We start from the raw sequence: 13,508 nt of genomic DNA, 5'->3' as shown, positions 1-13,508 counted from the left end.
ACCGTTACATCTAGCTAAACTGCCCGACATACACCGTTGTTGTATATAAAAAGGCTACTTTGCCTTCAACCTGATGCTGTTGCCAAGCCTCAATCAGCCCTTGGCGTAGCGGATGATAGGTGGGTTGCTCAGGCGTGGGCGTGTACGACGAGGAAAAGGCCCGACCCAACAAACCAGCTTGATCAAAATATTGGGCGTTTTGGGCGGTGTAGCATGCTGGTTGGTTGCCAAAGAAATCGGCGATGCGTTGTGGTTCGATGTTGGTATGTTTGACGCTGGCGTAATCGCTGCCAAATTGGTGTAATAGCGCTTCGTATTGCTGCAAAAATGCTGTGCCATCAAGCGAACGTTGGTTCCAAATTAAGCCTACCCAGCCCTCAGGTTGTAAAATTCGTTGCCATTCGCTGCGCGTCGCCTGTGGCTCAAACCAGTGAAATGCTTGAGCCGCCGTAATCCAATTGACGCTCTGATCGGCCAAGCCTGTGGTTTCGGCGCTGCTATCAACCGCTTGAAATGTAGGATAACGCTCGGTAAGTTGCAAGCTGGCTTCGCGCATCGGTGCGTTGGGTTCAATCGCATAGACAGTTGCCCCATGCTGGAGTAGTTGCTCGCTCCAAATCCCTGTGCCTGCCCCAACATCGGCCACAACTGAGTTTTGGCCAAAGCCATGGTGTTGTTGCAAGGGCACGAATATTTCGCTAGGGTAATTTGGGCGAAATTGCACATAATCAGCTACCCGATTGCTGAAGCGCTGACGATTATCGGTCATTGGGCTACTCCTTCAAGCAAATACTACGATCGAAAGCTATACCACCATTCAAAAATCAATCCGACCAAGGCCAAACCAACCAGCATCGGCCATAATGGCGTACCTTGGGGCGGCAAGCGATCACCCTCAGGTTGCGGGCTTTGGCTAATCGTTGGCTGGGTTTGTTGTTGCAGATTTGACTCCTGTGGATCGCCAAAGTTGACCGCAATCCCGCCACGATTACTCCCAACGACCCGATACAAACCTGCTTGATTCAGGCGCTGATCAAGCGCTTGGGCCTCGCTATCAGGGCGGGTTAGCGGCGTATTGGGGGCAAAACTGCCCGCCGCCAGTTGCTCAGGCAATGATCCACCCGTTAAGTTGGCGATGCTGGCCGCTGTCAACAAAGGAAATGCCAATTTTGCGCTAAGGTTCGCATTATCTAAATTAAACAGCCAAACGATGGTTGCTCGCTCTTGCCATGTGCCACGCAGCACCAAGGGCGCTTGCGTATCAGTTTCGATCACACTGCTCAAGCCTGCGGGAATATCTTCACGCTTGATCGGGCGACGACCACCCCATTGCACACTTGAAAGGTCGATGCCAGCAAAATCGGCATCCAAGACCGCGCTGCTAGCCTGCTCACCTAGCACACTATCTTGGGTTGGCAAGCGTGGGTCGCTCGGCGGATTGACAATCAACAAGGCGCTGGTTGGCAATTGCTGCGGTAAAACTCCATTCAACACAGTCAAATCCACCCGTTGATTGCTGACGCTTGGGCCAACGCTTAGCTCAATATTGGGCAAACTGCGCAGCATTCGTTCAAGTGGCGAGGGAGTTAATGTGGCCAAATGAACTCGCAATGAGCCAGAGCGACTGAGCGCAAGCACCGCCCGATCATCAAGCGCATAACCATCGTTAGGGCTAAGTTGTAATTCAGCCAACTCGCCATTGGCTACTTCCCACGTGCGCTCCTCGCTGCCACCAGGCTGAATGACCAAATTTTGCTCCGATTCAATTTCACCATCAACCAAAAGAGTCAAGGTTCGGGCCGCAGGCAGATCGCTAAAATTGGTCACACGGGCATACAGGGCGTTGCGCTGGTTGGGCAAACGGCGGCTCGCAAAATTGACAATGCCACTGTTGGCGGTGCTTTCGCCCAACATCCGCCATTCTAATTCGGCGGCAACCGATAACGGCGTGCTGTTGGCGGGCAATGCGCCATCGCTTAGTACAATCAGTTGGTTTTGGCGATCGTTGGCGAGGGTGGCATTGGCAATGCTCAGCGATTGAGCCAAGTTGGCATTATTACCAGCGGGAGCCAGCTCGGCCACAATTTGGCGCAATTGTTGGCGTTCAGCATAGCCGCCATAGCCAAGCAAACGCGCTTCGTGATTCAGCTCAACCAGCGCCAGGCTATCATCACGCCCCAAATCGTTAATCAAATCCTCGGTTTGTTGTTGAGCTTGAGTAAATGAGCGATTGGCCGCCATACTAGAGGTGGTATCAAGAATAATTACGAGGTGGCGTGGTGCAGCGGCTCCAAAAATCCAAGCTGGTTGGGCTAAACTCAAGGCTAAACAAGCAGCAACCAGCAAATGCAAAGCCAACAGCAAGGTTAGGGGCAATTTGCGTTGTTGGCGCTCAGGTGGTGGCGTTAATGCCGCCCACAGCCGAATCGTCGGAATCCTCAGCCGTTGGCGGCGCTGGCGCACCATATGCAACACCACGATGATCGGCAAGGCGATTAAGCCAATTAAACCCAATGGCACAAGCAAATTCATCTGGATCGCTGCCTCACAACCATCTCAGCCGAGGCCCAGATGCTTGCGCTGAATGAACAAACAGCATGGTTTGCACCATGCTGTCGTATTATAACGAGCTTTTGGGTCGCGTTGGAAGCGAAGAATCAAAATAATGCTGCGACCCCGGCCAAGCTAGCGTTGGGGTAACTCGTTCATGAAGGTATGTTGTTGCTCATTGATTGCTTGTTGCAATTGATCACGCGAGAGCATGCCCGAAAGCACCAACAACTCGCCAACCTGGAAATTCTGGCCGCGTACCTTCAAATCGGCTTGACGGGCAATGACTTGATTAAGTTGGGTCCGCGTAATCAGGCCTTGCTCAATCAAATGTTCACCCAATCGGTTGATCGTGCTGGCATGGCCACCCTGAGCACGCGCCATTTTTTGCACTTCTAGAACCTTGCCAAGCGCTTGGGTGGTGAGCCACCGTCGCCGCAACAAAATATCGCCGAGTGGCACGATGCGGCCATAACGCGCTTCTTGGGCTTGCTCGCTTAAAGCTGCATCAAGTTGGATTTGCTTAATAAACTTTTGCTCAACCAAATATTCGCCCAAACGCTTGACCACTGCGACTGATTTTTCAACCGGCGGAGCTGGTGGCGTTTGATCAACAACGACTTGCAAGCGCAAAAACTCTAAGCCCATGAGCGCCGCTTCATTGGTTGGCTCAAGCTCAAGCACCCGTTGCAAACAATCACGGCGTTTTTCTGGCTCCTCCAAAACCCCGCTGAGCCAGAGCCAAGCTGGCGCAAAATCGGGGTTTTCATGAATAATTGAAATCAATAAGCTGCGCCCCTCCTCCTTCCGGCCAGTGCTTATGGCAGCACGGGCATGGGCAAAAAGCGTTTCGATGCTCACAGAATGTCCTTTCAAGCTTAGCCTTTAGCCAATGCTTGGGCAGCAACCAACAGTGGGTCCCACACCGATGAAAATGGGGGTGCATAACTCAGGTCTTGCCAAGCAAACTCATCTACCGTCATTCTTCCCGCGAGTGCCACCGCTACCACATCAACCCGCTTTGCTACATCGTCGAAGCCAATAATTTGGCCACCCAACAATGTGCCGTCAGCTGCGTCGGCAACCAACTTAACCGTAATTGGCCGAGCATTGGGGTAGTACCCCGCATGATCGGTTGAATGGATGATTTTGCTACGAACGTGGTAGCCATGGTGGAGAGCTTGCTCAACACTTAATCCAGTTGCGGCAATATGTAAATCAGCAAATTTGGTGACTGCTGTGCCCACAACTCCGCGAAATGGGCGTTCGTGGCCTGCGAGATAGGCTCCAAGCGTCCGCCCTTGTTTATTGGCAGTCGTGCCCAGTGGTAAATACACGGGCTTATTGAGAATTCGATGATCAACGGTACTGCAATCGCCAGCGGCATACACCCTATCGACGCTAGTACGGCCTAATTGGTCGATTTTGATTGCGCCATGCTCGCCAAGCTCAGCACCACAGCTTTGCGCCAATTCGCTATTCGGCTGTACCCCAGTCGCGATAATCACCAATTCGGCGGGAATATCGCGACCTCCAGCGACCACATGGGTCACTCGATCGTGCTTACCTTCAAGGCCTTCCAAGCCACAACCAAGCGCCAATTGCACGCCCGCAGCTTCAAGTCGGGAGATAATCTGGCTGCTCATATCGTGATCGAGTGAGCTTAACACGGTTTTGCTGCGATTGACCAAGGTTACGCCAATCCCACGATCGAGCAAGGCCTCGGCCATTTCTAGCCCAATATAGCCAGCACCAACCACGACAGCATGCTTGGGTTGCTGTTCGCTGATGTAGGTTTGAATCGCCAAACCATCATGCATTGAGCGTAACCGAAAGACCCCCTGTAGTTCAATCCCTCGTACTGGTGGACAATTGACTCTCGCGCCAGTTGCCAGCACCAAACGATCAAAATGATCGTGGAACGTACTATTGGTAGCCAAATCGCGCACGGTCACCCGCCCCGCCGCTACATCAAGATCAATCACTTCATGTTCGGTTTTGACGGTCACGCCATCGCGGGCAAATTGGGCTGGAGTGCGGGCGATTAACGCCTGATAATCAGCAACTGCCCCGCTAATCAAATAGGGCAACCCACAAGCAGAGTAAGAAACATGGGCTTCTCGGCCATACACACAAATATCCAAATCGGGATTGGTGCGTTTGGCTTTGGCGGCAGCACTCGTTCCGGCGGCGACGGCTCCAATCACGATCACCCGTTCGCTAGCCATTCCAAGCTCCTTTAGCTATGCTACTATTTGGACAGATTGTCACTAGCATGAGACCTTAATTATGCCACCAAGCCCTAGCAAGAATCAACCACGTTTGCCAGCTCAACCGAATCGTTTGGGTGCTTGGTTGGTCTATCGGGCCTTGATCCGGCCTGCATTACGCAAAACCTTTGATCAAGTATTGCTGAATGTTGGGTCAACCGCTGACATTCTGCGCAACCGCGAGCCGATTTTGGCCTATGTAACCCATACAAGTTGGTGGGATGGGCATCTGGCGTTCGAATTATTTCGCACAGTCTACCCACGCCACCACTATTTAATGATGGAAGAAGCTCAGTTGGCCCGCTATTTCTTCTTTCGTTGGTGTGGCTGTTTCTCAGTTAATCGCCAAGAGCCACGCGAAGCCTTGCGCTCAATTCGCTACGCCAGCAGCCTGCTCCAACAAAAACAATCTTTAGTTTGGATCTTTCCGCAGGGTCAGATTATACCGCCAGATCGCCGTCCGCTCCAACTTTTTCGTGGGGTCGCCGATATCGCCACCCGCACAGGCAATTTGTGGTGCTTGCCAATCGCCTTGCGCTACGAATTTGCTGGCGAACAACGGCCAGTTGCCCTGATTCGATGCGGCGAGCCAACTTGGGTTGATGCTGATACCACTCGCGAACAGCTGCAACCACAACTAGCAACCAACCTAACTCGTGCCGCCGATCAACTACGTGATGATTGGAATCAACAAAATCTTGCTCAGTTTCGGCCAATTTTGCAAGGCACAGCCTCAGTCAATCGCCGTTTTGATCAAATTTTAGGGCCAATTGTGCGCTGGTGGCAACAATAACCAACATTTGGAGATCGGAACAAACGAAACCGCGAAGGACACAAAGCGCAGAACAGCTTAGGCTAACAACCTAAGCAATGCCCCTCGCCTGCCGCAGCGGGAGAGGGGTTGGGGTGAGGGCATTTAAAGCTTCCAAACCTCCTTAATCAATTGTGGCAACAGCTCATCGGCACTGCCTGCCAGTGAAAACGTCGCAATCCCTCGCAACGGGATATCAGGATTAATTTCAATTACGGTTTTTTTGCGCCGCAAGGCTCGATGCGGCAACGAAGCAATTGGCTCAACAATCGCCGAAGTGCCAATCACCAAAGCCACATCGCTGCTATCAAACGCCGCTTTGGCCGCTTGCAAAATTCCAGCATCCAACAATTCACCAAACCAAACAATATCAGGCCGCAGCGGCGCACCACAAGCCGGGCAAATTGGCTGCTCAGCATTCCAGGTTTCAACCAAGTTGCCCTCACGCGAACAGATCGTGCGAGCCAAACTGCCATGCACCTCGTAAACCTGGCTTGAGCCAGCTCGTTGATGCAAACTATCAATATTTTGGGTAAACAGCTTAAATTGTGTACCCAATTGCTCCAACTGCGCCAAGGCATAATGCCCAGCATTTGGTTGAGCTGCCTCACACTGGCGTTTCATGGCTTGATACACCTGAAAAACTCCAACCGGATCACGCTCAAAGCCCGCGAAGGTCGCAACTTTATCAGGATCATAGGCCGTCCAACGGGCATCGGCGGCAGCACTACGATAGGTCGGGATTCCGCTGGGAGCCGAAATTCCCGAGCCTGTTAACACCACCAACGATTGGGTTTGGCGTAAGGTTTGAATTAAGTCAGCAGCAAATTCGGCCATGAATTGATCTCCTTATCAATAATAATCAGAACTATTGTGCTATTTATCAAATGCTAGTGCAAATAGTTATTGGCCTTGGGATAATCAAATTTTATTAACGATTTATTATTTGGATAATAATTTGCTCAAAAATCTATTGAAATTCGGCTGCGAATGTTTTACTATCAATAAGAGAAAGATTTAGAGATAATGATGCTCTTTAGCAACGCTCTACTTTGCATTCGACTACTTGAGCAAATGGGTTGGATTTGTGCCTAGCTGTACGTGATACCATTCCGTACCGCTATTTTTATTGATTTTTACGCATACCATTCGTGGTATTTGCCATAAACGTCCTATCAATCCTTCGTGCCAAAGGATCGCAGAACATGCAAACCGAACGTGTTAAAAGCCGTGGGGTCTTGCTCAAATTAGCAAGCCATATAGTCCAATTAGCCGTGATTGTTCGCGAAGCTGAAGGCATCAACGATAACGATGCCTACATGGTTGCTGAAGAAATTATCAACCATGTCAGTGCTGCGCATCAAGTACCAAGCCAAGATTGCTGGCCAGTGCAAACCGTTTGTCGTGCCTGGCAAATTGTTGTACAACGCCAACCAGCCTGTCGGTGTGCCGATATGAACAGCGTCGCCGATAAATTGGTCAAGCTCGATTGGGTTGCTGTCAACTAAATTTCGGCAATTTCCCTCAATTTCATCGACTCCATGCCAAAAATCGCCAACATGTGGCTCTAACTCCCGATAGCAGCTTGTTATGGGGGTGTCATTATGTTGGCGAAAGTTTGGAGTTGCGCCGTGGTAGGTTTAGATGGCGCGTTAGTTGAAGTCGAAGTTGATCTCAGTCGTGGCCTGCCATCATTCACAATTGTCGGCTTACCTGATACTGCTGTGCAAGAGGCCAAAGAGCGAGTACGAGCGGCGGTACGCAACAGCGGCGGCTCGTTTCCCGATTCGCGGCTCACCGTTAATTTGGCTCCAGCCGATTTACGCAAAGCTGGCCCAGCCTACGATTTGCCAATTGCTGTCGGCATTTTGTTGGCTTCAGGCCAAATTGCTGCCGATGTAAGCCAAGCCTTGTTTGTAGGCGAACTATCGCTTGATGGCGCGGTTCGACACACCGATGGCATCTTACCAATGGTCACGATTGCGCGGCGCGAAGGCTTGCAAACCGCCTATGTGCCCCATTGCGATGCAGCCGAAGCAGCCTTGCTCAGCGGCATCACGATTATTCCAGTGCGTTCAATCGTTGATATTGCCGCGCACCTCAACGGCGAGCGCTACATCGAAGCCTACGAAGGCCAGCCGCCAGCCGCCGAAAGCCTAAGCTACAACGTCGATTTTGCCGATGTCAAAGGCCAAGAACACGTTAAACGCGCTTTAGAAGTTGCCGCGGCTGGCGGGCATAATGTGTTGATGAGCGGCCCGCCTGGCTCTGGCAAAACCTTACTAGCCCGCTGCGTACCTTCAATTTTGCCACCGCTCAGCCTCGACGAAGCCTTAGATGTGACCAAAATTTATTCAGTTAAAGGCTTGTTGCCCAGCGATATGCCCTTTATTCGCACTCGGCCATTTCGTGCGCCGCACCACACAATTTCCAATGCTGGCTTAGTTGGTGGTGGTCGCACCCCCCAGCCAGGCGAGATTTCGCTAGCCCATCGCGGGGTGCTGTTTCTCGACGAAATGCCAGAATTTAGCCAACAAGTGCTCGAAGTGCTGCGTCAACCACTCGAAGATCATACCGTGGTGCTCAGTCGGGCTGCTGGAACTTTGACATTCCCGGCAAACTTTGTGCTAATAGGAGCCATGAACCCTTGTCCATGTGGCTACTATAGCGACCCCACCCGCCAATGCGTTTGCCCACCAGCTGCAATTGCCCGCTATCAAAAACGTATCTCAGGGCCATTGCTCGATCGGATTGATATTCATATTGAAGTGCCACGCCTTGAGTATGAAAAACTTGCGAGTGTGCGTAGTAGCGAACCATCGGAGCAAATTCGTGATCGCGTGGTTTTAGCTCGTCAACGCCAAGCCGAACGCTTTGGCAAACATCCTATGTTGACCAATAGCGATATGGGGCCAGCTCAATTACGCCATGCCTGCGAGCTAGATTCGGCGAGCCAAAGCTTGATGAAAGCCGCCATGCGACAATTACAACTTTCAGCCCGTAGTTATCATCGCGTGCTTAAATTGGCCCGAACCATCGCCGATTTAGCTAATCTTGAGCAAATACAGCCTGCGCATTTAGCCGAAGCGCTCCAATATCGCCCGCGCCGAACCGAATAACGGCTGGTGGTAACATCTGCTAACCAACACAGCGATTGACATCACCCATCAGCCACGTACAATCATCAGTAACCGATTGATTGATCATACAGCGCTTGCTGGTTGCTGGGCAAGCACGTATATACGTGCCAACGAGGGTATTGTTGGCTGAAGGATGGATGTGATGCTGGCACAAGCACCGAAACAGTTGGGAAATTTGCGCCATTTAGAATTGCGGCGCATGTTTCAATATGTCTATCCCTATCGTTGGCGATTAAGCTTGGCGCTGTTGTGTTTGGCGATTTCAAGTGGCATTGGCCTAGTTATGCCATTGGCGATTCGCAATTTGGTCGAAACGGTCAAAGATGCTTCAAGCACCGCCGCCTTAGATAAAGTGGCGATCGGCTTGATGGGCGTATTCATCGCGCAAATGGTGTTTAACTATATTCAAGGCTATTTTTTGACCTACGTTGGTGAACGAGCAGTCGCCGACCTGCGAATTGAGGTTTATTCGCATTTACAACGGCTATCATTGGCCTTTTTCAGCGAACGCCGCGTCGGCGAATTGACTTCACGAGTCACCAACGATGTCACGGTGATTCAGGGTATCGGTACAAATGCGGTTGCCGCGTTTCTACAAAATGGCATTACCTTTATCGGTAGTTTCATTATGATGATTAATCTCAGTTGGCAATTGACTGCGATTACCCTATTGCTGATTCCCCTGTTGATTGTACTGGCGATCATCTATGGCCGCCGAATTCGCAATATGTCCACCGAAGTCCAAGATCGCATGGCTGAAGCTTCATCGGTGCTGGAAGAAACCATCTCGGGCGTGCGCATCGTCCAATCATTTGCCCGTGAACCATACGAAGTTGAGCGATTTAGCGGAGCGATTGAGCATGCTTTTTCGGCCTCGATGCGCCGCACCAAAACCCGTGCTCAGTTTGTGCCAATTGTCTCGTTTTCGGGCTTTGGCGCGTTGGTGTTCGTGCTTTGGTTTGGCGGTCGCCAAGTATTAAATGGCACAATGCAACTTGGCGATTTAATCGCCTTCTTGTTGTATGCCGCCGTGATTGCTGGCTCGTTGGGCACGTTTACCAGTTTATATAGCCAATTGCAAGAAGCACTTGGTTCGACTGCCCGCGTATTCGGCATTTTGGATACTGCTCCCGAAATCGCCAGCAAAACCAATGCAATCAACTTACCGCCAATTGAAGGCGAAATTTATTTAGAGGATGTATCATTTAACTATGGCGAGGCTGCAACTCCAGTTTTGAGCAACATCAATCTCAAAGTTGAGCCAGGCGAAGTCATGGCGATTGTCGGGCCGAGTGGTTCAGGCAAATCAACCTTGGTTAATCTTATTCCGCGTTTTTACGATGTAACAGCGGGGCGGATTACGGTTGATGGTTTTGATATTCGCGATGTCGATTTGCCCTCGTTACGTTCACAAATTGGAATTGTGCCGCAAGAAACGTTATTATTTAGTGGTACGATTGCCGATAATATTCGTTATGGCAACCTTGATGCGCCGATGGAAGCGGTGATTGAAGCCGCCAAAGCTGCCAACGCTCACGAATTTATCAGCAATTTCGAGGGTGGCTATGAATCGATCGTTGGGGAGCGCGGGATTAAACTATCTGGTGGGCAACGCCAGCGGGTTGCAATTGCCCGAGCTTTGCTCAAAAACCCACGTATTTTAATTCTCGATGAAGCAACATCGGCAATGGATAGCGAATCGGAAGGTTTGGTGCAAGAAGCCTTAGAACGCTTGATGCAAGGTCGCACCACGTTTGTAATTGCCCATCGGCTTTCAACGGTCAAAAATGCTACACGAATTGCCGTGATTGAAGCCGGCAAAGTGACCGAACTTGGTAGTCATAGCGAACTTTTGGCTCAAGCGGGCACATACGCTCGTTTGTATCAATTGCAATTTGAAACCAACGAAAGTGCCGGATCTGTGCTAACAGAGTATTAAAATTAGCAAGATTATGCCAAAATAGGACAATCGATGCTTGCCGTTAAGATAAGTTAGCGTATACTATAAAGACGTATTATGATGCTTTTAACCCACTCTGTGTGGCCATTCTGCCACAACGAAATGAGGGATTTTTGATATGACCCGAGAAAAAGACCGCCCTCGTACAGGTACCGAGCGCACTTTACCGTTGGTGGTATTGGGCGAAATTGTGATCATGCCGCACATGACTGTGCCGCTCCAGGTTGGGCAGGGCAAGTCTTATCGGGCCATGGAACAAGCCATGGAAGACGATCAACATGTTTTGTTGATCTTTGTTTCTGAGGCTGAAATTGAAGCTTATAAGGGCCACGAACCCCAACAACTACCCAAAGTTGGCGTGGTCGCACGCTTGGAAGATTTCTCCCAATTGCCCGATGGCACGGTAAAAATTGTGCTCGAAGGGATTACCCGCGCTGAGATTGTTGATTGTGTTCAGAGCGATCCCTTCTATCGGGTAGCTTGCCGCTACTTGCCCGATCAGGAACCCAAAGGCATCGAAGTCGATGCATTGATGGATACGGTCAAACAACAAATTACTGAATTTGTCGATTATTTAGGCGAAATTCCTCAAGAAGCAGTTGCCTTTGTGCACCGAATCACGACACCTGGCCATTTGGCCGATTTGGTGACTTATGGCCCAGCCTTCTCATTCCAAGATCGCTTGGAATTGTTGAATGAAATGGAGCCATTGGCTCGTTTGAATCGGGTGCAAGTGATTTTGGCCCGTCAATTAGAGCTGTTGCGGCTCCGCGCCAAAATTCAATCCGACACCAAAGAAGTGCTCGATCAAGGCCAAAAAGAGTATTTCTTACGCGAACAAATGCGGGTGATTCGCCGTGAACTAGGCGAAGATGACGATGGCGATGATCCAATTGATGAATTGCGCCGCAAAGTCAACGAACTCAACGCGCCGCAATATGTCAAAGATCAAGCCTTGCACGAAATTAAGCGCCTCGCTCAACAAGGCATGAATTCGCCCGAAGCTGGCGTGATTCGTACCTACCTTGATTGGATTATCGCTTTGCCGTGGAATGCCGATCAAGTCGCCGCGATTTCGCTGGTGCAATCGCGCCAAGTGCTTGATGAAGATCATTATGGCTTGGAAAAAGTCAAAGAGCGAATTTTGGAATATCTGGCGGTGCGCAAGCTCGCTGGTAGCAAAATGCGTTCGCCAATTTTGTGCTTCGTCGGCCCGCCAGGCGTGGGTAAAACCAGCCTTGGTCGCTCGATTGCTCGGGCCTTGGATCGTCCATTCGTGCGCCAGTCGCTGGGTGGGGTACACGACGAGGCCGAAATTCGCGGTCACCGCCGAACTTACATCGGAGCCATGCCAGGCCGGATTATTCAAGGCATGAAAACCGCCAAATCGCGTCAAGCAGTCTTTATGCTTGATGAAATCGATAAAATTGGCAATGATTTCCGTGGTGACCCAACTTCGGCATTGCTAGAAGTGCTTGATCCTGAGCAAAACAACACGTTCTCAGATCACTATTTGGAAATTCCATTTGATTTGAGCCAAGTGGTGTTTGTGGCAACCGCTAACCAACTTGAGCCAATTCCAGCGCCGCTGCGCGACCGGATGGAAATTATCGAGATTGGCGGCTATACCGAGGACGAAAAACTAGCGATTGCTCAAGGCTTCTTGCTGCCCAAGCAACGCGAGTTCCATGGACTCGAAAGCAGCCAGTTGGAATTAACCGATGCTGCGATCTTGAAGTTGATTCGCGAATATACCCGCGAAGCTGGTGTGCGTAACCTTGAGCGCGAAGTTGCGGCCTTGTGTCGCAAAATTGCCCGTAAGGTAGCTGAATCGCAGGATGAAGAAGCACCACAAGAAGGCAAGAAGCGCCGTAAGAAGGCCAAAAAAGCCGAGCCAACCAAGTTCTTGATTGACGCTGCTGATGTGCCAATCTACCTTGGACCTGAACATTTCAGCTTTGGAATGGCCGAAGTTTCCGATCAAATTGGGGTCGCGACTGGAGTTGCTTGGACACCAACGGGCGGCGATATTCTTTCCTTCGAAGTTTTGCCATTGACTGGCAAAGGCGAATTGCGCCTCACTGGTCAATTGGGCGATGTGATGAAGGAATCGGCCCAAGCAGCCATGTCGTATGTGCGATATCGCGCCAAAGAGTTGGGCATCGAGCCAAATTACTTCGACGAGCATTCGATCCATATTCACGTGCCCGAGGGTGCAGTGCCCAAAGATGGCCCATCGGCTGGGATTACATTGACGATTGCGTTGATCTCCGCGATGACTGGCCGAGCGGTGCGCCGCGATGTGGCAATGACAGGCGAAGTCACCTTGCGCGGGCGGGTCTTGCCGATTGGTGGCTTGAAAGAAAAAACATTGGCCGCTCATCGTGCAGGCATCAAAACTTTTATCTTACCCAAGGAAAACGCCAAAGATATTGTTGATCTGCCTGAAAAAGTGCGCCAAGATCTGCAATTGATTCCGGTCGAAACCATGGATGAAGTGCTGACAATTGCATTGATGCCATTTATTCGCCAAGACGTGATCGCCAGCTAAATTAAGCTGATCACAATCAAAAACGCCCCTTGCCTAGATATTTTAGGTGAGGGGCGTTTTTTAAGGCGGAAGTCAAAAATCAAAAGGCAAAAGAAAGCATGATAAATGTAGAGCATAGAGTTGGAGAGTGATACTATCAAGCAGAGGCGCAGAGAAAAATGGCTATAGGGTAAAGGCTTTTGGCTAGCGGAACATTTTGGGGTGTTTCAGCCTATAGCCTATAGCC

At 50.6% G+C, this 13,508-nt stretch carries 10 protein-coding genes; 5 read left to right on the top strand and 5 right to left on the bottom strand.

Annotated elements, in window-relative coordinates; translation table 11 throughout:
* Positions 1-10 precede the first annotated feature (10 nt).
* From DEF47_RS11425 to DEF47_RS11410, 4 genes are all read right to left on the bottom strand, one after another.
* Positions 11-769: a class I SAM-dependent methyltransferase gene (locus DEF47_RS11425; RefSeq protein WP_012188248.1), complete on the bottom strand. Its 759-nt coding sequence runs from the start codon at positions 767-769 to the stop codon at positions 11-13.
* A 23-nt stretch (positions 770-792) separates the two neighbouring features.
* The gene (locus tag DEF47_RS11420) at positions 793-2,532 is read right to left on the bottom strand and encodes a DUF7407 domain-containing protein (protein ID WP_012188247.1); all 1,740 of its coding nucleotides are present in this window, start codon (positions 2,530-2,532) and stop codon (positions 793-795) included.
* A 153-nt stretch (positions 2,533-2,685) separates the two neighbouring features.
* The gene (locus DEF47_RS11415) at positions 2,686-3,411 is read right to left on the bottom strand and encodes a cyclic di-GMP-binding domain-containing protein, MshE-related (RefSeq protein WP_012188246.1); all 726 of its coding nucleotides are present in this window, start codon (positions 3,409-3,411) and stop codon (positions 2,686-2,688) included.
* A gap of 17 nt (positions 3,412-3,428) precedes the next feature.
* A complete protein-coding gene (locus DEF47_RS11410; RefSeq protein WP_012188245.1) occupies positions 3,429-4,778 on the bottom strand; it encodes a CoA-disulfide reductase in 1,350 nt (449 codons plus the stop codon).
* 61 nt (positions 4,779-4,839) lie between these two features.
* Between DEF47_RS11410 and DEF47_RS11405 the strand changes: the two genes are divergently transcribed.
* Positions 4,840-5,613: a lysophospholipid acyltransferase family protein gene (locus DEF47_RS11405; protein WP_012188244.1), complete on the top strand. Its 774-nt coding sequence runs from the start codon at positions 4,840-4,842 to the stop codon at positions 5,611-5,613.
* Positions 5,614-5,736: 123 nt separating this feature from the next.
* Here DEF47_RS11405 and DEF47_RS11400 read toward each other — a convergent pair whose 3' ends face one another.
* Positions 5,737-6,468, bottom strand: a complete 732-nt coding sequence (locus tag DEF47_RS11400; RefSeq protein WP_012188243.1) for an SIR2 family NAD-dependent protein deacylase — start codon at positions 6,466-6,468, stop codon at positions 5,737-5,739.
* Between the two features lie 368 nt (positions 6,469-6,836).
* Between DEF47_RS11400 and DEF47_RS11395 the strand changes: the two genes are divergently transcribed.
* The 4 genes from DEF47_RS11395 (at position 6,837) to lon (ending at position 13,282) form a co-directional block, all read left to right on the top strand.
* Positions 6,837-7,139 carry a hypothetical protein gene (locus tag DEF47_RS11395; protein ID WP_012188242.1) on the top strand — a complete coding sequence of 101 codons (303 nt, stop codon included), beginning with the start codon at positions 6,837-6,839 and terminating at the stop codon, positions 7,137-7,139.
* Between the two features lie 96 nt (positions 7,140-7,235).
* On the top strand, positions 7,236-8,750 hold the full coding sequence (locus tag DEF47_RS11390; RefSeq protein ID WP_012188241.1) for a YifB family Mg chelatase-like AAA ATPase: 1,515 nt from the start codon (positions 7,236-7,238) through the stop codon (positions 8,748-8,750).
* Positions 8,751-8,913: 163 nt separating this feature from the next.
* Positions 8,914-10,710, top strand: coding sequence for an ABC transporter ATP-binding protein (locus DEF47_RS11385; protein WP_012188240.1), 1,797 nt, complete (start codon positions 8,914-8,916; stop codon positions 10,708-10,710).
* A gap of 139 nt (positions 10,711-10,849) precedes the next feature.
* Positions 10,850-13,282: an endopeptidase La gene (gene lon / locus DEF47_RS11380; RefSeq protein ID WP_012188239.1), complete on the top strand. Its 2,433-nt coding sequence runs from the start codon at positions 10,850-10,852 to the stop codon at positions 13,280-13,282.
* Positions 13,283-13,508: the final 226 nt, after the last annotated feature.

It is taken from the genome of Herpetosiphon sp., from assembly GCF_003512625.1.
Classification (GTDB): domain Bacteria; phylum Chloroflexota; class Chloroflexia; order Chloroflexales; family Herpetosiphonaceae; genus Herpetosiphon; species Herpetosiphon aurantiacus.
This window is presented reverse-complemented; position numbering and strand designations above follow the sequence as displayed.